The sequence below is a fragment of the Cupriavidus gilardii genome (assembly GCF_013347325.1).
Taxonomy (GTDB): Bacteria; Pseudomonadota; Gammaproteobacteria; order Burkholderiales; family Burkholderiaceae; genus Cupriavidus; species Cupriavidus gilardii.
On record NZ_CP054626.1, the window covers coordinates 1,465,863 to 1,483,159 of the forward strand.

General features: G+C 68.0%; 14 protein-coding genes. 12 read left to right on the plus strand and 2 right to left on the minus strand.

Features of this window, described 5'->3' with window-relative positions; genetic code table 11:
• Positions 1–3 precede the first annotated feature (3 nt).
• Genes FOB47_RS16990 through FOB47_RS17000 form a run of 3 tightly spaced genes read left to right on the plus strand, consistent with a single transcriptional unit; the run spans position 4 to position 4,720 of the window.
• The gene (locus FOB47_RS16990) at positions 4–1,167 is read left to right on the plus strand and encodes an efflux RND transporter periplasmic adaptor subunit (protein WP_174781621.1); all 1,164 of its coding nucleotides are present in this window, start codon (positions 4–6) and stop codon (positions 1,165–1,167) included.
• Between the two features lie 8 nt (positions 1,168–1,175).
• Positions 1,176–4,280: an efflux RND transporter permease subunit gene (locus tag FOB47_RS16995; protein ID WP_174781622.1), complete on the plus strand. Its 3,105-nt coding sequence runs from the start codon at positions 1,176–1,178 to the stop codon at positions 4,278–4,280.
• A gap of 53 nt (positions 4,281–4,333) precedes the next feature.
• Entirely contained in the window at positions 4,334–4,720 is a 387-nt protein-coding gene (locus tag FOB47_RS17000; protein WP_174781623.1) for a hypothetical protein, read from the plus strand.
• A 46-nt stretch (positions 4,721–4,766) separates the two neighbouring features.
• Here the strand turns inward: FOB47_RS17000 and FOB47_RS17005 are convergent, their stop codons facing one another.
• Complete coding sequence (locus tag FOB47_RS17005; RefSeq protein WP_174781624.1) at positions 4,767–5,540, minus strand: SDR family NAD(P)-dependent oxidoreductase; 774 nt, start codon at positions 5,538–5,540, stop codon at positions 4,767–4,769.
• A 154-nt stretch (positions 5,541–5,694) separates the two neighbouring features.
• On the opposite strand from FOB47_RS17005, the gene gcvA reads away from it, so the two are divergent.
• Entirely contained in the window at positions 5,695–6,615 is a 921-nt protein-coding gene (gene gcvA / locus FOB47_RS17010) for a transcriptional regulator GcvA (protein WP_174781625.1), read from the plus strand.
• Positions 6,616–6,642: 27 nt separating this feature from the next.
• Here gcvA and trpS read toward each other — a convergent pair whose 3' ends face one another.
• The gene (gene trpS, locus FOB47_RS17015) at positions 6,643–7,659 is read right to left on the minus strand and encodes a tryptophan--tRNA ligase (RefSeq protein WP_174781626.1); all 1,017 of its coding nucleotides are present in this window, start codon (positions 7,657–7,659) and stop codon (positions 6,643–6,645) included.
• A gap of 358 nt (positions 7,660–8,017) precedes the next feature.
• On the opposite strand from trpS, the gene FOB47_RS17020 reads away from it, so the two are divergent.
• From FOB47_RS17020 to FOB47_RS17055, 8 genes are all read left to right on the plus strand, one after another.
• Entirely contained in the window at positions 8,018–9,235 is a 1,218-nt protein-coding gene (locus FOB47_RS17020) for a chromate transporter (RefSeq protein ID WP_174781627.1), read from the plus strand.
• A gap of 193 nt (positions 9,236–9,428) precedes the next feature.
• A complete protein-coding gene (locus FOB47_RS17025; protein ID WP_174781628.1) occupies positions 9,429–10,352 on the plus strand; it encodes a LysR substrate-binding domain-containing protein in 924 nt (307 codons plus the stop codon).
• A gap of 173 nt (positions 10,353–10,525) precedes the next feature.
• Positions 10,526–11,668 (plus strand): NAD(P)/FAD-dependent oxidoreductase, encoded by a 1,143-nt coding sequence (locus tag FOB47_RS17030; RefSeq protein WP_174781629.1) that lies wholly within the window; start codon positions 10,526–10,528, stop codon positions 11,666–11,668.
• On the plus strand, positions 11,652–11,960 hold the full coding sequence (locus tag FOB47_RS17035; protein WP_053821733.1) for a (2Fe-2S)-binding protein: 309 nt from the start codon (positions 11,652–11,654) through the stop codon (positions 11,958–11,960). The genes FOB47_RS17030 and FOB47_RS17035 overlap by 17 nt, the downstream gene beginning before the upstream one ends.
• A complete protein-coding gene (locus tag FOB47_RS17040; RefSeq protein WP_217488938.1) occupies positions 11,957–13,453 on the plus strand; it encodes an FAD/NAD(P)-dependent oxidoreductase in 1,497 nt (498 codons plus the stop codon). Before FOB47_RS17035 ends, FOB47_RS17040 begins: the two co-directional genes overlap by 4 nt.
• Before the next feature lie 177 nt (positions 13,454–13,630).
• On the plus strand, positions 13,631–14,596 hold the full coding sequence (locus tag FOB47_RS17045; protein WP_244959447.1) for a Bug family tripartite tricarboxylate transporter substrate binding protein: 966 nt from the start codon (positions 13,631–13,633) through the stop codon (positions 14,594–14,596).
• 216 nt (positions 14,597–14,812) lie between these two features.
• A complete protein-coding gene (locus FOB47_RS17050) occupies positions 14,813–15,754 on the plus strand; it encodes a Bug family tripartite tricarboxylate transporter substrate binding protein (protein ID WP_244959448.1) in 942 nt (313 codons plus the stop codon).
• An 11-nt stretch (positions 15,755–15,765) separates the two neighbouring features.
• Entirely contained in the window at positions 15,766–17,223 is a 1,458-nt protein-coding gene (locus tag FOB47_RS17055) for an N-acyl-D-amino-acid deacylase family protein (protein ID WP_174781630.1), read from the plus strand.
• Positions 17,224–17,297: the final 74 nt, after the last annotated feature.

Consider the following 17,297-nt stretch of genomic DNA (forward strand, 5'->3'; position numbering starts at 1 on the left):
CCGATGATGAACAAGACTTCGTTCCGGACGCCGGTGGCCTTCGCGCGCATTGCACGGGTAGCACTGGTTGCGCTGGTTGCGCTGATCGGTGCCATTGGCCCGGCCTCTGCCGCGCCGGGCGCCCATGGGCCCGATGGCCAGCATCTCGACGGACCGGTCGCCGGCCCGTCGGCGGCAGGGCTGGCACGGCTGCCGGATGGCAGCGTGCAGGTGTCCAAGCTGGCGCAGCGGCGCATGGGCATCCGTACGCTGATGCCGCAGGCCGGCGATCACCCGCTTGCCGTCGAGCTCAACGGCACGGTGGCGATCGACCCGAACGCCGGCGGTCGCCTGCAGGCGGGCCACCCCGGCTGGATCGAGGCGCCGGCGGGCGGCTTTCCGGTGCTGGGCCAGCGCGTCGGCAAGGGCCAGGTGCTCGCGGTGTTGCGGCACAAGCATGAGCCGTTCGATATCGGCAATCAGCAGGCCCAGTTCGCCAACCTGGAGGCCAACCTGAAGCTGGCGCGGCAACGGCTGCAACGCCTGGAATCGCTGCGCGACAGCATTCCGCGCAAGGACATCGAAGCCGCGCGGGCCGAGGTCCAGAGCCTGTCGGGCCAACGCGCCGCGGTGGCCGCCAGCCTGCATCGGACCGATGTGCTGCGCGCTCCGGTCGCCGGCATCGTCGCGTCGGCCAACGTGATCGCCGGCCGGTACGTCGAGGGATCGGACGTGCTCTACGAGATCGTCGATCCGGCGCGGCTGCTGATCGAGGCGCAAAGCGCCGACGCATCGCTGGCCATGCGGATCCGGGACGGTGCGCTGGCCAACGTCGACGTCGGGGCCCTGCAGTTCGTCGGAGCGGGGCGCAGCCTGCGCAATGGCGCGGTGCCGCTGACGTTCCGGCTCGCCGGCGGGTCGGCCGTGCCGCTGGCGGTTGGCCAGCCCGTCACCGTGGTGGCCCATCTGACCGACACCATCAAGGGCATCGCGTTGCCGAGCGAGACCGTCGTGCGCGGCACGAACAACGAGACGATCGTCTGGGTCAAGTCCGGGACGCAGCGCTTCATCGCGCAGCCGGTACAGGTTCGCGTCCTCGATGCCCGCCGAGTCGTGGTGGTCCAGGGCCTGTCGCCGGAGAACCGCGTGGTGGTGCAAGGCGCGGCCTGGATCAACCAGATCCGGTAGGAGCGGACATGTTCGACTGGATCGTTCGGGCGAGCCTGGGCAACCGCCTGCTCGTATTGGCGCTGGCGGCAATCCTGATGGCCTGCGGCGCCGTGACGGCTGGGCGTACGCCGGTCGATGTGTTCCCGGACCTGGACAAGCCGCTGGTCACCGTCATCACCGAAGCGGGCGGCATGGCGCCGCAGGAGGTGGAGCTGCTGGTGTCGTTCCCGATCGAAACGGCGCTCAACGGCATGCCCGGTGTGACGCGGGTGCGCTCGGTTTCCGGCGTTGGCCTGTCAATCGTCTATGCCGAGTTCGATTGGGGCAGCGACGTGTACCGGAACCGGCAGATCGTATCGGAGCGGCTTGCGCTGGTGCGCGAGCAATTGCCGGGCGGATTGACGCCGATCATGGGACCGGTCTCGTCGATCATGGGCGAGATCATGCTGATCGCGCTGCCGATCGATGCGGCGGCGGTCAGCCCGATGGCGGCGCGCGAGTACGCCGATTTCGTGTTGCGGCCGCGCCTGCTGTCGGTCCCCGGCGTGTCGCAGGTGATTCCGATCGGCGGCGAGGTACGGCAGCTGCGCGTCGAGCCGGACACCGCCAGGATGGCGCAGTTCGAGGTATCGCTTCGCCAGCTGACCGACGCCTTGCGCGACTTCGCCGCCAACAGCAGCGGCGGTTTCCTCGACTTGAATGGCCAGGAATACCTGATCCGCAATCTGGGCCGTACCACGCGCGTGGACGATGTGGCCGGCCTCGCGGTGGCCTACCGGGACGGTGCGCCGGTGCTGCTGCAGCAGGTTGCCACGGTTCGGTACGCGGCGGCGGTCAAGCGCGGCGACGCGGGTTTCAACGGCAAGCCCGCGGTGATCGTCAGCGTGCAGAAGCAACCGGCCGCCGACACCGTCAAGCTGACGCGCCAACTGGAAGCGGCGTTGTCCGAGCTCAGGCCCGGCATGCCGAAGGGGTTGGAGGCGCCGCGCGTGCTGTTCCGTCAGGCCGACTTCATCGAGGCATCGATCGGCAACGTGGTGGAGGCGCTGCGCGATGGCGCGATCATGGTCGCCATCGTGCTGTTCGCCTTTCTGTTGAGCGCACGCACGACGGCCATTTCGCTGATCGCGATTCCGCTGTCGCTGGCGGTGACCGCCCTGGCGTTCCATCTGCTGGGCCAGTCGATCAATGTGATGACGCTGGGCGGACTGGCCATCGCCATCGGCGAACTGGTGGACGATGCGGTGGTCGACGTCGAGAACATCCTGCGCCGGCTTCGGCAGCGCGAGCGGGCGAACGATCCGCCCTCGGTGCTGGAGGTGATCTGGCGCGCCTCGGTGGAGGTGCGATCCGGCATCGTCTACGCGACGCTGATCGTGGTGCTGGTGTTCGTGCCGCTGTTCGCATTGCCGGGCATCGAGGGCCGGCTGTTCGCGCCGCTGGGCGTCGCCTATATCGTGTCGATCCTGGCCTCGATGCTGGTGTCGATGACCGTCACGCCGGTGCTGTCGTATTACCTGCTGCCCGGCATCAAGCGGCTGGAGCGGCCGGACAGTCCGCTGGTGCGCTGGCTCAAGGCGCTGGACTCGCGCGTGCTCGAGTGGTCGTTGCCCCGCGCGCGCGCCGTGCTGGCGGCGGCCGGCATCGTCGCCGTGATCGCGGCGGCGTCGGTGCCGTGGATGCCGCGTGCGTTCCTGCCGCCGTTCAACGAGCGCTCGCTGGTGCTGTCGCTGATGTTCCATCCGGGCACCTCGCTGGCCGAGGCGAACCGCATGGGAGCACTGGCGGAAGCGCTGATCCGGCAGGTGCCGGAGGTCGCGCAGGTGGGCCGTCGGACCGGGCGCGCCGAACTGGACGAGCATGCCGAGGGGGTGCACTCGTCCGAGATCGATGTCGACCTGAAGCCGTCCGCGCGGGGCCGCGAGCAGGTGATGGCGGCCATTCGGACGCAGCTCGCCTCGCTGCCGGCGTCGGTCGCGATCGGCCAGCCGATCTCGCACCGGCTGGACCATCTGCTGTCGGGCGTGCGCGCGCAGATCGCGCTGAAGATCCATGGTGACGACGTCGATACGTTGCGCGGCGTCGCGGAGTCGATTCGAGCCCGCCTGTCGCGGGTGCCCGGTCTGGTCGACATCACGGTCGAGCGGCAGGTATTGATTCCGCAGGTCAATGTCCGGCTCGACCATCGCAAGGCGGCCCAGTATGGGATCACGCCCGGCGACGCGCTCGCCGCGATGCAGACGCTGTCCGAGGGCACGCGCGTCGGCCAGCTGATCGATGGCGTCAGGCGCCACGATGTGGTCGTGCGCCTGCCCGATACCGGGCGCACGCCACAGGACCTGGCCCGTGTCATGCTGCAGTCGCCGCGCGGACCGATACCGCTTGCTGCCATCGCATCGGTGGAGCAGGGCGATGGTCCCAATCAGATCGGCCGCGAGAACGGCCGGCGGCGCATCGTCGTCTATGCAAACACCGACGGCACCGACATGGGCCGCGTGATCGAGGGCGTGCGGGGTGCCGTCACGGGCGCGAGCCTGCCCGGCGGGTACTTCGTCGGCATCGAGGGACAGTTCCAGGCGCAAGAGCAGGCAACCCGGCTGATCGCGCTGCTGGCCGCGATGTCGCTGGCGCTGATCTATCTGGTGCTGTATTCGCGTTACCGCTCGCACCGGCTGTCGCTGATCGTGATGGCCAATATCCCGTTCGCGCTGATCGGCAGCGTCGTCGCGATATGGGCGACCGGGCTCGCGCTATCGGTGGCCTCGATGGTCGGCTTCATCACGCTGACCGGCATCGCGAGCCGAAACGGCATCCTGAAGGTCAGCCACTACATCAATCTGTGCCGCCTCGAAGGCGAGCCGTTCGGCATGCCGATGATCGTCCGCGGCTCGCTGGAACGGCTGACGCCAGTGCTGATGACCGCGCTGGTCGCCGCGTTCGCGCTGACGCCGCTGCTGCTTGCGGACGATGCGCCGGGCAAGGAGATCCTGCATCCGGTGGCGGTGGTGATTTTTGGCGGCCTGATCAGCTCGACGCTGCTCGACACGGTGTTGACGCCGCTGGCGGTCTGGTTGTTCGGGCGGGAACCGATCGATCGTCTGGTTGCCCAGGCGGGAACGGAAGCGTTTTGACACGACACGACGGCGCGCGCGCGTCGCCGGTCATTCTTTTTCAGGAGAACGGCATGAACCCACGCATTGGCGCGGCACTGGCCGCCATCGGCATCTCGCTCGGCACGCTGTCCGGTGCCGTGATCGCCCACGGCGCGACACCGGCCCAGTATGGCGGCATCGTCCAGACGGCCAGTGACCTGCAGTTCGAACTGGTGGAAAAGGACGGCAGGGTCAGCCTTCATGTCGACGATCACGGCCGCAAGAAGGCCGTGGCCGGGGCGAGCGGCAAGCTGACGGTGCTCGATGGCGCGAGCAAGAGCGAAACCACGCTCCAGCCGGCGCAGGACAACGTGCTGGTGGCCGCCGACAAGATTGCGCTCGCGCGCGGTGCCAAGGCCGTGGCAAAGGTCACCTTCGCCGACGGCAAGACGGTGACCGTGCGGTTCGTGGTCAAGTAGGCTGCAGCGGTCCCGGCAGAGGCGCGGGTCGGCGTGCTGTCGTGGATCAGTTGCGCCCGGCCATCACGCCGCCGTCGACGTCCCAGATTGCGCCGGTGACCCAGCCGGCCTTGTCCGACAGCAGGAAGGCGATCACCTCGGCGACATCCTGCGGCGTGCCGACGCGGCCGATCGGGTGGAAGCCGTTGAAGCCCTGCAGCGCGCTGTGGACCTCGGCCTTCGGGATGAAACCTTCGTAGATCGGCGTCTGCACCACCGCGGGCGACACCGCATTGACGCGAATGCCGTTGGGCGCCAGCTCCATGGCCAGGTGCTGCGTCAGCGAGTGCAGGCCGGCCTTGGCCATCGAGTACGCCGACGACGGCGTGGCGGCGATCGCCTGCTTTGCCCACATCGAGCCGATATTGACGATGGCGCCGGGACGTTCGGCGGCAACCAGATTGGCCGTGACCTTCTGCGTGATGAAGAAGAACGCCTTGTTCAGCTTCATGTACTGGTCGTAGTCCGCTTCCCGATGTTCGAGGAAGGGCTTGGGGAAGAATACGCCGGCCGCATTGACCAGCAGATCGACATCGGCGTGCTGCTCGTCGATCGCCCGCAGCAGCGTGGCGAGGCCTTCGTCGCTGGTCAGGTCCGCCGTCAGCGCGGACACGGGGCCGAGCGCCGCCAGTTCCTTGCGCGCGTCTTCGGTCTTCTCGGGCCGGTGGCCGACGATGACTGCGCTGCCGCCGCCGGCGAGGACCATGCGAGCCGTCTGCAGGCCCATGCCGCTGGTGCCGCCGACCACCAGCAGCTTCCTGCCGTTGAATTGCTTGTCCATTCTGGGATCTCCAAGAAAAGCTATCGAGCCGGCTGGCTCGCAGCCCCCGCGGGGGCGCCTGCCGCCGGGCTGAGCTGAAGCGAATTCTTGGCCGATTTCGCGCGAGCGGCAAACGAGATAAAGTGTGCGGCATCGAAAGAAAAACTTTGCCGACATGAAGTCACTCGTTCATCTGAACGCGTTGCGCGCCTTCGAGGCCAGCGCCCGCCATCGCAGCTTCTCGGCTGCGGCGGAGGAACTGCACGTCACGCCCGCCGCGGTGGGCCAACTGGTGCGCACGCTGGAGGAGTGGCTGGGAACGCCTCTGTTCCTGCGCGGCAGCAGCGGGCGCGCTCGCCTGATGCCCACCGATGCGGCCGAGCGGGCATTGCCGGACATCCGCGCGGGGCTGGACCGGCTGGCGTTAGGTCTGGAGCGGCTGAAGGAGGGCGCGATCAGCGGGGTGCTGACCGTGACCGTCAGCCCGGCCTTTGCCGCCAAGTGGCTGCTGCCACGGCTCGATCGCTTCCAGGCCGCCTGCCCGGACACCGATGTGCGGCTGGAGACCAGTCTGAAGCCGGTCGATTTCGTCGCGCAGCGCATCGATATCGGCGTGCGCTATGGCGGCGGCAGCTGGCCAGGACTGGTGGCTGACAAGCTGATGGATGAGGAGGTCTATCCGGTCTGCTCCCCTGAACTGCTGCGTCGGCGCCGGGCTCCGCGCGAGCCCGGCGATCTGGCGCGGCAGACCCTGATCCACGATCTGTCGATGGACGGCCACGCGGGATTTCCATCGTGGGAGGTGTGGCTGCGCAAGGCAGGCGTGACCGACGTGCCAACCACGCGCGGCTTGAAGATCAACAACTCCGCTGCCGTGCTGCAGGCAGCGATCGACGGGCAGGGCGTGGCGCTGGCCCGCAGCGTGATGGCGCATGACGATGTCGCGGCCGGACGCCTGGTACGGCTGTTCCCGAAGACGACGTTTCCGTCGGCGCTGGCGTACTACGTCGTCTATCGCACCGAATCCGCGAACCTGCCGCGGCTGGTGGCGTTCCGCGAGTGGTTGCAGCGCGAGGCAACGGCCCGGTCGAGGTGAGCATCGGCGCGCCGCCGAGCAGGGGGTTCAACTGCCGAAGTAGTTCAGCCCCAACGCGCCCTTGACCTCGGCGAGCGTCGCGCCGGCGGTTTCCCGCGCGCGCATGGTGCCTTGCCGCAGGATGTCCAGCACGCCCGCGCGGTCGCGCTCGAACTCGCGGCGCCGCTCGCGGATCGGCGCGATCAGCGCCTGCAGGCGCTCGTCGAGCCGGCGTTTGACGACGCTGTCGCCGAGGCCGCCACGGCGATAGTGGGCCTTCATCTCTTCGACGGCGACGGTATCCGGATCGAACGCGTCGAGGAACAGGAACACGACATTGCCCTCGACCTGGCCCGGATCGCTGACCCGCAGATGATTCGGGTCGGTGTACATCGCGTGGACCGCCTTGGAAATCTCGTCAGGCGTGGCACCGAGCGTGATGGCGTTGCCGAGCGACTTGCTCATCTTCGCCTTGCCGTCGATGCCGGGCAGCCGCGGCACCTGCGACAGCACCGCCCGGCATTCGACCAGCACGTCGCGTCCGACCGTCTGGTTGAAGCGGCGTACCAGCTCGTTGGTCTGCTCGATCATCGGCTGCTGGTCGTCCCCGACCGGCACGAGGGTCGCCTTGAAGGCGGTGATATCGGCGGCCTGGCTCACTGGATAGGTCAGAAAGCCGGCAGGGATGTCGCGCTCGAAGCCGCGCAGCCGGATTTCTTCCTTGATGGTCGGATTGCGCTCGAGGCGGGAGACCGTCACCAGGTTCAGCAGGTATTGCGTCAGTTCGGCCAGCTCGGGCACCTGCGACTGGATCACGATGGTGGACTTGTCGGGATCGATGCCGACGGCGAGATAGTCGAGCGCGACCTCGACGACGTTCTCGGTGACCTTCTGGTGGCGGCCGACGTTGTCGGTCATCGCCTGCGTATCGGCGAGCAGCAGGAACTGCTTCGCTTCGTGCTGGAGCTGCACGCGCGAGCGCAACGAGCCGATGTAGTGGCCGAGGTGAAGCGGACCGGTGGTGCGGTCGCCGGTCAGGATGACAGGTCGGGAAGTCGTGGTCATTCGATGGTGTTCCGGTTGTCGACACCACCAGCCACTGTGCGCAGATACGAAAATGCCGCCAGCAGGCTGGCGGCATCGCGTTTTCGAGGTACGTGTGGAAACGGGCCGCCTGGGTCAGGCGCGCCACCAATATTGCCGGGAAGGCGTGTTGTGCCTCGCGCAGGCCTTCATATTGGGCTTCTATTGGGCTTCGTATCCATGGGGAGCGAGTATAGCGCAGGGAAGGAGGATCAGCCTGAGCGGCCCGATCCGCCCGCATGCCCCGGCGAGGGCCGCCATGGCGGTTTCTACGGTGTTGCCGCGATCGATCGGCCTGCATATGCTCGCGGTATGCCACCTCCGGGGCCGATCGCCAACCATGACCTCGCATCAGCAACCGCCGAAGACCCCGCCCGCATCGATCGATGCCACACCGGGCGCCAGCCGGCCCGGCTACACCCTGCGGCAACTGGTGCTGTATTTCCTGCGCCTTGGCACGCTGGGCTTCGGAGGACCGGTAGCGCTGGCCGGCTATATGCACCGCGATCTGGTCGAATCCAGGCAATGGATTGGCGAGGCCGACTACAAGGAGGGCTTGGCGCTGGCACAACTGGCGCCGGGGCCGCTGGCCGCGCAATTGGCGATCTATCTCGGCTACGTGCACTACCGCATCGTGGGGGCGACGCTGATCGGCATCGCCTTCGTGCTGCCGTCGTTCCTGATGGTGGTGGCGTTGGGCTGGGCCTACGTCCGCTTCGGCGGCCTGACGTGGATGCAGTCCGTGTTCTACGGCGTCAGCGCGGCCGTGATCGGCATCATTGCCATCAGTGCGTACAAGCTCACCAGCAAGAGCGTCGGCAAGGACAGGTTGCTGTGGGCCGTCTACCTGGTGCTGGCGGCGGTGACGGTGATCACCGAGTCGGAGATGGCGTGGTTGTTCCTGGCCGCAGGCATTCTGGTGTGGTTCTGGCGCGCGCCGCCCCGATGGCTTCCCAACCGGCTGAACGCGGCAGCCGCGGCGCCGATTGCTGCCTCGGGCGGCTTGCTGAGCGCGATCGATTGGCCGCTGCTGACGCAGATCGGGCTGTTCTTTGCGAAGGCCGGCGCCTTTGTGTTCGGCTCGGGGCTGGCCATCGTGCCGTTCCTGTACGGCGGCGTGGTGACCGAACACCAGTGGCTCAACGAGAGGCAGTTCGTCGACGCGGTGGCCGTGGCGATGATCACGCCGGGCCCCGTCGTCATCACGGTCGGCTTTATCGGCTATCTGATTGCCGGACTGCCCGGCGCGTGCGTGGCCGCGGTCGCCACCTTCCTGCCGTGCTACCTGTTCACCATCGTGCCGGCGCCGTACTTCAAGAAATACGGCAAGTTGCCCGGTATCCTCGCCTTCGTCGACGGCGTGACCGCGGCGGCGATCGGCGCCATTTCGGGGGCGGTGATCGTGCTGGCCAAGCGTTCGATCGTCGATGTGCCCACCGCCCTGGTGGCGCTGATCACCATCGCCTTGCTGCTCAAATTCAAAAGGCTGACCGAACCGGTGGTCGTCTTCGGTGCCGCCGTGATCGGTCTGGTGGCCTATCCGCTGCTGCATCACTGAGCCGGCAGACAGTCGGTGCCGGCTCCGCTCGGCACAGGGAACGCAAGCGAACCGGCCGGCTCGGGGCGCCATACCGGAAGGCTCGGCTATTGGAACCGGATATACGGATTTGTTATACCATCGGGGCGGCCGCGCGCCACGAGCGCGGCATGTCTTTCCGTTCTGCGTCCCCCGATCGAAGTCCGTACCTGGCATGAAGTTCAAGGAAATCAGTGCGTTCCAGGCCGTGATGCGCTCCGGCTCGATGACCGCGGCAGCGGCCGAACTCTATACCTCCCAGCCCAATATCAGCCGGATGATTGCGCAGCTCGAGCACTCCACCGGGCTGACGCTGTTCGCGCGCAATGCCGGCCGGCTGACGCCGACCGAGGAGGGATTGGCGTTCCTGCGCGAGGTGGAGCGCGCGTTCGTCGGCCTCGAGGCGTTGAAGGACGCCGCCCGCAATATTCGCCAGTTCGGCAAGGGCCGGCTGCGCATTGCCGCGGTGCCATCGCTGGCGATGACGGTGCTGCCGCTGGTGCTGCAGCGTTTTCATGCCGAATTTCCCGACGTCAACGTCGCGATGGAGACCGGCAGCACGCAGCTGGTCGCCGACCGCGTCGGCAGCCGCTACTGCGACTTGGGACTGGTGTCCTTCCTGCCGCCGGCCGCCGTGACCGAGTCCCAGCCCATCGCGCAGCTCGCCGGATGCTGCGTGGTGCCGCCCGGGCACCGGCTCGCCGAACGGGAAGTCATCACGCCCGCGGACCTGGCCGGCGAATCGTTCATCTCGATGAGCCACGGCGATGGCCTGCGCGCCGCCGTCGACGCCGCCTTTGCCGGCGATGACCAGCGCGTGATGCATTTCGAGACGCCCTACGGCGCCACCATCTGCAAGCTGGTGGGTCTCGGGCTCGGCGTGGGCATCGTCAACCCGCTGGTCGCGCGCGAGCATGCCGGCGAAGTGGTGGTTCGGCCGTTTCAGCCGCAGATTCCGTTCGTCAGCTATCTGCTGCTCGCCCGTAATCGGCCCGTCAACGTGCTGGTGGACCGGTTCACCGAGCGGATGATCGAGGTGATCGACGCCGAAATGGCATCGCTGCCGCCGGGCCTATCAGGTTATTGCATGGGAGCCTGACGGACTCGTATTTGCCGCTGCGGTGCGCGCGCCGCATACTCGCTCGAACCGACACACCGGGCCTGGTCGAATCCGGACAGGCGATCCGACCGGTGGCATCACGATTCCTGCGAGACCCACATGAGATTCACCAGGGCCCAAGGCCCGCATCGTTCGCTGCGGAGGCGCGCCTGATGACGGCAGCCTCACCTTCCCGATATCCGTTGTTCGACGTCGCCGTGGTTGGCGGCGGCTTGGTCGGCTCGGCGTTGGCCTATGGGCTGCGCCAGCATGCCGGCTCGATCGCCGTGCTCGACGAGGGCGATATTGCGCTGCGGGCGTCCCGCGGCAATTTTGGCCTGGTCTGGCTGCAGAGCAAGGGCTATGGCATGGGCGCCTACAGCCGCTGGACACTCAAGTCCACGCGGCTGTGGCCGACGCTGGCCGCGGACCTGCTGCAGGAGACCGGCATCGACGTCGCGCTCGAGCAGAAGGGCGGCCTGACGCCGCTGATGGGTGACTACGAGATCGAGGCGCGGCTGGCGTGGGTCAACACGCTGATGTCGCAGCCGGACGTCGAGCCCTATGAGTGGAAACTGCTGGACCACCATCAGGCCGCGTCGCTGGTGCCGGGCCTCGGACCGGATGTGACCGGCGCGATCTGGACCCCGCACGACGGCATCGTCAATCCGCTGAAGCTGCTGCGTGCGTTCCATACCGCCTTCAGCACCAGCGGGGTGCAATACCTGCCGCACCACGGCGTGACCGGCATCGTGCAGCAGGCCGGCGGCGAGTTCGTGCTGACCACCGCCAACGGGGTCGTGCGCGCGCGCAAGGTCGTGCTGGCCGGCGGGCTGCGCAATGGCGATCTGGGCCGCATGGTCGGCATCGATCTGCCGATGGCCCCGCAACGTGGCCAGATCCTGGTCCTCGAACGGACGCGCCGGCTGCTCGATACGCCGATGGTCACGCTGCGGCAGAACGACGAGGGCAGCTGGCTGGTCGGCGACTCGCAGGAAGACGCCGGCTACAACGACCACGTCACCACGCTGCCCGTGCTTGCCACACTGGCCGACCGCGCGGTGCGCACGCTGCCCGCGCTGCGCGACGTGCGCGCGGTGCGCGCCTGGTCCGCGCTGCGCGTGCGCGCCAAGGACGGCTTCCCGGTCTACGAGCAATCGGGCACGCATCCTGGCGCGTTCGTCGTGACCTGCCACAGCGGCGTGACGCTGGCGGCAACGCACGCGCTGCATCTGGCCCCGATGATCGCCGCCGGCGAACTGCCGCCCGAGCTGGCCACTTTCTCGACCCGGAGGTTTCATGTTCCGAAGAATTGACGCGGCCGTCTTGCAAGAGGCGGACCGCAAGGTGCGGGTCACGGTCGATGGTGCCTCGCTGGAATGCCGGGAGGGCGACAGCGTCGCCGCGGCGCTGTTTGCCGCCGGCGTGCTCGCGTGCCGGGATACCGCGGTGTCCGGCGCCGCGCGCGGACCGTTCTGCATGATGGGCGTCTGCTACGACTGCCTGGTGCGCATCGACGGCCGGCCCAACCAGCAGGCCTGCATGACCCCGGTGCGCGAGGGCATGACGGTGGAGCGCCAGCTTGGCGCGCGCGAGGTGGCCGCATGACCGTGGACATCTTGACCTGCGACCTGCTCGTGGTCGGCGCAGGCCCCGCCGGCCTGGCTGCCGCGACCCGTGCCGCCGGGCTCGGTCTGTCGACGGTGCTGATCGACGAGCAGCCGGCGCCAGGCGGACAGATCTATCGCGCCATCGGCAATACGCCGGTGCGCAATCGGGCGATCCTCGGCGAGGACTACTGGCACGGCGAGAGCCTGCTCGAGCCGTTCGTCAGAAGCGGGGCGCGGCATCTGTCCGGCGCCACCGTGTGGTCGATCAATGCCCGCGAAGGGCAAGCCGCTGCCGGCGCCGAAGGGCAGGGCGAGGACCGTCGCGCGGGCTTCGAGGTCGCCTATTCCGTCGCGCGGCCCGGCCAGGATCCGCAGGCCGGGCTGCTGCATTGCCGCCATATCGTGCTGGCGACCGGCGCGCAGGAACGGCCGTTCCCGATTCCCGGCTGGACATTGCCGGGCGTCATCACCGCCGGCGCGGCGCAGATCCTGCTGAAGACGTCCGGCGTCGTCCCGGAGGGGCGCACGGTGCTGGCCGGCGGCGGTCCGCTGCTCTATCTGCTGGCGTGGCAGTACCTGAATGCGGGCGTCAAACTCGAAGCCATTCTCGAAACCACGGACGCCGGCCAATGGCGCAAGGCGCTGCCGCATGCCTGGGGCTTCCTGCGTTCGCCTTATCTCGGCAAGGGGCTGAAGCTGCTGCGCGCGGTCCGCAAGGCCGTGCCGATCGTCAGCGGCGTGACGGCGCTTGAAGCGCTGGCCGGCGCCGACGGCAAGGTCGCTCAATTGCGCTATCAGGCCGGTGGGCAGGACCGCACGATCGCGGTCGACCAGGTGCTGCTGCACCAGGGCGTCGTGCCCAATACCAACCTGTCGCGCGCGGCCGGTGCCGAGCATGCATGGAACGAGCGGCAGGACTGCTGGGAACCCGTGGTGGACGCCTGGGGCGCGACCTCGGTGCCGCACCTGACCATCGCCGGCGATGGCGCCGGCATCGCGGGCGCGGTGGCCGCCGAGCATCGCGGGCGGATCGCGGCGCTGCATGCCGCGGCGGACCTCGGCCGGATCGGCATCGCCGCGCGCGACAGGGAGGTCGCGACGCATGTTGCGGCGCTTGCCAAGGCGACGCGCGGGCGCGAGTTCTTCGAAATCCTGTACCGCCCGCTGGCCCAGTTCCGGCGCCCGGTCGGCGACACGATCGTCTGCCGCTGCGAGGAAGCGACCGCGGAACAGGTGCGCCACGCCGCGCGCATCGGCTGCCAGGGTCCCAACCAGCTGAAGGCATTCCTGCGCTGCGGCATGGGTCCTTGCCAGGGGCGCTTCTGCGGGCTGACCGTCACTGAGCTGATCGCCGACGAGCAGCAGCGCCATCCGCGCGACGTGGGGTACTACCGGCTGCGTTTTCCGACCAAGCCGGTGACGCTCGGCGAGATCGCGACGCTGCCGCAGACGCAGGCATCGCGCGAGGCCGTGGTGCGCTTCAAGAAGTGAAGCGCGACACGGCGATGCAGACCACCGGCCCGCGCCGCGGGCCGGCCTGAACACAGCAACACCACAATAAGCGAGCAAGGCCGGATCGCCCCGAGGGAATGCCGAGTCTTGCCGATTGCACCAGCACAGCGACGAAACCTGAGAGCACTCCCCAACACTACCTATCGAGGTTCAACCATGGCGTTTTCCAAGATTGTCCCGGCTCTCGCCCTCGCACTGGCCGCCACCCATGGCATCGCGCAGGACTTGCCGGCGGGCCCCATCCGGATGCTGGTCGGCTTTGCACCCGGCGGCGGCAACGATGTGATTGCCCGCCTGGTTTCGACGCAGTTTCAGTTGAATACCAAGACCACCGTCGTGGTGGAGAACAAGCCCGGTGGCGGCAGCACGATCGCGACCGCCGAGATGACGCGCGGCAAGCCCGATGGCTCGGTGCTGCTGCTCGGTTCGGTCGGCGGGCAGGCGATTGCGCCGTCGATCTACAGCAAGCTGCCCTACGATCCGGTCAAGGGCGTACAGCCGGTTTCGCTGGTCGCCAAGTCCGCCAACGCGCTGGTGGTCAACAACGATCTGCCGGTCAAGACCGTGCAGGAGCTGGTGGCCTATGCCAAGGCCAATCCCGGCAAGCTGAACGTGACGTCGCCGGGCAACGGCACCATCTCGAACCTGTCGGCCGAGCTGTTCAAGAGCATGGCGGGCGTCTCGATCACGCATATTCCTTACCGTGGCGACGCACCGGCAATGCAGGACGTGATGGCCGGCCAGGCCCAGATGACGTTCGCCAGCCTGCCGTCGGCGAAGGCCGGCGCGGATTCCGGCAAGGTCCGCATTCTGGCGGTCACCAGCACCAAGCGCGTCGACACGATGCCGAACGTACCGACGATCGCCGAATCGGGCGTGCCGGGCTATGAGGTCGTGTCTTGGTACGGCGTGTTCACCACCGGCGGCACGCCGATGCCGACGGTCAACCGCCTTGCACAGGAAATCGCCGCGGTGATCGCCCAGCCGTCCATCCGCGACGCGATCGCCAAGCAGGGCATGGAGCCGAGCGCGCTCGGTCCGGTCGAGTTCACGCAGCTGGTCAACCGCGACACGCAGAAGTGGGCCAAGGTCGTGAAGACCGTCGGCATCAAGCTGGACTGAACGGCCTGAGGTCCGCCGGCCGGCGGACCTCACCGGCGCGGGGCCGGGCGCGACGCCGGTCCGGTACCGGTCCGGTGGCGCCTGCCGATGTATTCCGTGGCGGAATACATCGCCGACAAAACTTCACGCGGGGCGCCGCGCGCTACTCCATACTCGCTGCATCATCAAACGCAGCGATCGTGGAGGAGCACCGTGAAAATTGCATGCGCATGGATCTTGACGGCGGCCGCACTCGGCATGTCGATGCCGTCGGCACAGGCGGCGTGGCCCGAGAAGCCGATCAAGCTGATCGTACCGACCGCGGCCGGCGGTGCCCCCGACATCGTTGCCCGCCTGTTCGGCGATGCGCTGTCCAAGCGGCTGGGCCAGGCCATCGTCGTCGAAAACCGGCCCGGTGCCGGCGGCAATATCGGCATGCAGGCCCTGCTGCAGGCGCCCGCCGATGGTTACACCATTGCCTACGGCAACAACGCCACGCTGGCGACCAACCGGTTTCTCTATAGCAAGCTGCCGTACGATCCGGACAAGCTGGTGCCCATCGTCGGGCTCGTGACGACATTCAATATCCTGGCCGTCAACAACGCACTGCCGGTGAAGTCGGTGCGCGAGCTGATCGCCTATGCGAAAGCCAATCCCGGCAAGCTGTCGATGGGTTCCGCCGGCAACGGCACGACCAGCCATCTGGGCGGCGAGTTGTTCAAGACGCTGGCCCATCTCGATATCGAGCACGTGCCATACAAGGGCAGCACCCCGGCGCTGCAGGACCTGGTCGGCAACAACGTGCATCTGATGTTCGACAACGTGCCTTCGATCGGGCCCTATGTCAGCAGCAACAAGGTGCGCGCGCTCGCCGTGACATCGACCAGGCGCTCACCGCATTTCCCGCAGGTGCCGACGATGGACGAAGCCGGCATCAAGGGCTACGAATTGACCGCATGGGCGGGGCTGGTCGGCGCGCCCGGCATGCCGGCCGAGGTGGTGGACCGGCTCAATCGCGAGGTCAATGCGGTGATTCGAGATCCCGGTTTCCGTGCGCAGCTGGACCGGCTCTCGTTCGAGCCGCTGGGCGGATCGCCGCGCGACTTCCAGGCGCTGGTGACATCGGAGACCGTGAAGTTCGGCGAGCTGGTGCGCAAGAGCGGCGCCAAGGTCGATTGAAGGTGCACGGCATGTCATCACATTTCGATCTGATCATCCGCAACGGCGACCTGATCGACGGCAGCGGCGCGCCGCGGCGCTCGGCCGACGTGGCAGTGCGCGACGGCATCGTTGCCGCCATCGGTGCCGGCCTCGACGCCACCGCCGACGAGGTCGTCGATGCCACCGGCATGGTGGTCGCGCCGGGATTCATCGACACCCATACGCACGACGACTGGATGGTGTTCGAGTCCCCGCAGATGCTGCCCAAGGTGACCCAGGGCGTCACCACGATCATTGCAGGCAACTGCGGCATCAGCCTCTTTCCGCTGGTCACCGACAGCATCCCGCCGGCGCCGCTCGACATCATGCGCGGCGGCTTCGTATTCGAATCGGTGCGGGCCTACCGCGAGGCGTTCGCCGCCCGGCCGGCCACCGTCAACGTCTCGGTGCTTGTGGGCCAATCGACGCTGCGCGCGCGCCGCGTCGCCGAGCTGGGACGTGCTGCGACCGACGGGGAGATCGAACACATGCGGCGCGACGTCGAGCAAGCCCTGCTGGAGGGGGCGATCGGCGTTTCCACCGGCACCTTTTATCCGCCGTCGGCGGCGGCGCCCGAGCAGGAGATCCTGCGGATGTGCGAGCCGATGCGGCGGCTGGGCGGCGTGCTGGTCTCGCATATGCGCGACGAAAGCGACAACGTCGCCGAGGCAATCGACGAGACCGCGCGGCTGGGCCGGGCGCTCGATGTGCCGACCGTGATTTCGCACCACAAGCTGGTCGGCAAGCGCAATCACGGCCGCAGCCGCGAGACGCTGGCGCAGGTGCGGGAACTGGCGAGCACGATGCCGCTTTGCCTGGACTGCTATCCGTACGCGGCCTCGTCGACCATGCTGCGTCCGGAACGGGTCGACCAGTGCGACCGCATCCTGATCACCTGGTCGGCCTCGCATCCGGAAGCCGCCGGCCGCTATCTGGAGGATCTGGCCCAGCAATGGCGGCGCTCGCGGCGCGAGGTGGCCGAGGCCTTGCTGCCGGGCGGCGCGGTGTACTTCATCATGGACGAGGGCGATGTGCGGGACATCCTAAGCTACCCGGACACGATGATCGGCTCGGACGGCATTCCGTCCGACGAAACGCCGCATCCCCGGCTGTGGGGCACCTTCCCGCGCGTGCTTGGACTGTACTCGCGGGATCTCGGCCTGTTTCCGCTCGAGCGCGCGGTTCACAAGATGACCGGTCTGCCCGCACAGCGCTTCGGGCTGGAGGGGCGCGGCCACCTTGCGGTCGGCAAGGTGGCCGACATTGCGGTGTTCGACCCGGCGACGATCCGCGATTGCGCGACCTTCGATGCGCCAACGCAGCCGTCGGTCGGCATCCGGGACGTGTTCGTTGCGGGGCAGGCGACGCTGCGCGATGGCGTGCCTACCGCCAACCGGCCCGGACGCTTCGTGACGTCGACCCTGGTCAGGTCGGGCGCGCCGGCGTGAGCCGATGCCGGGGGGCGGTGCGCGTCAGCCTTGGCCGTCTGCAGCAGCCAGTCGAGAAAGGTGACGAGGGTAGG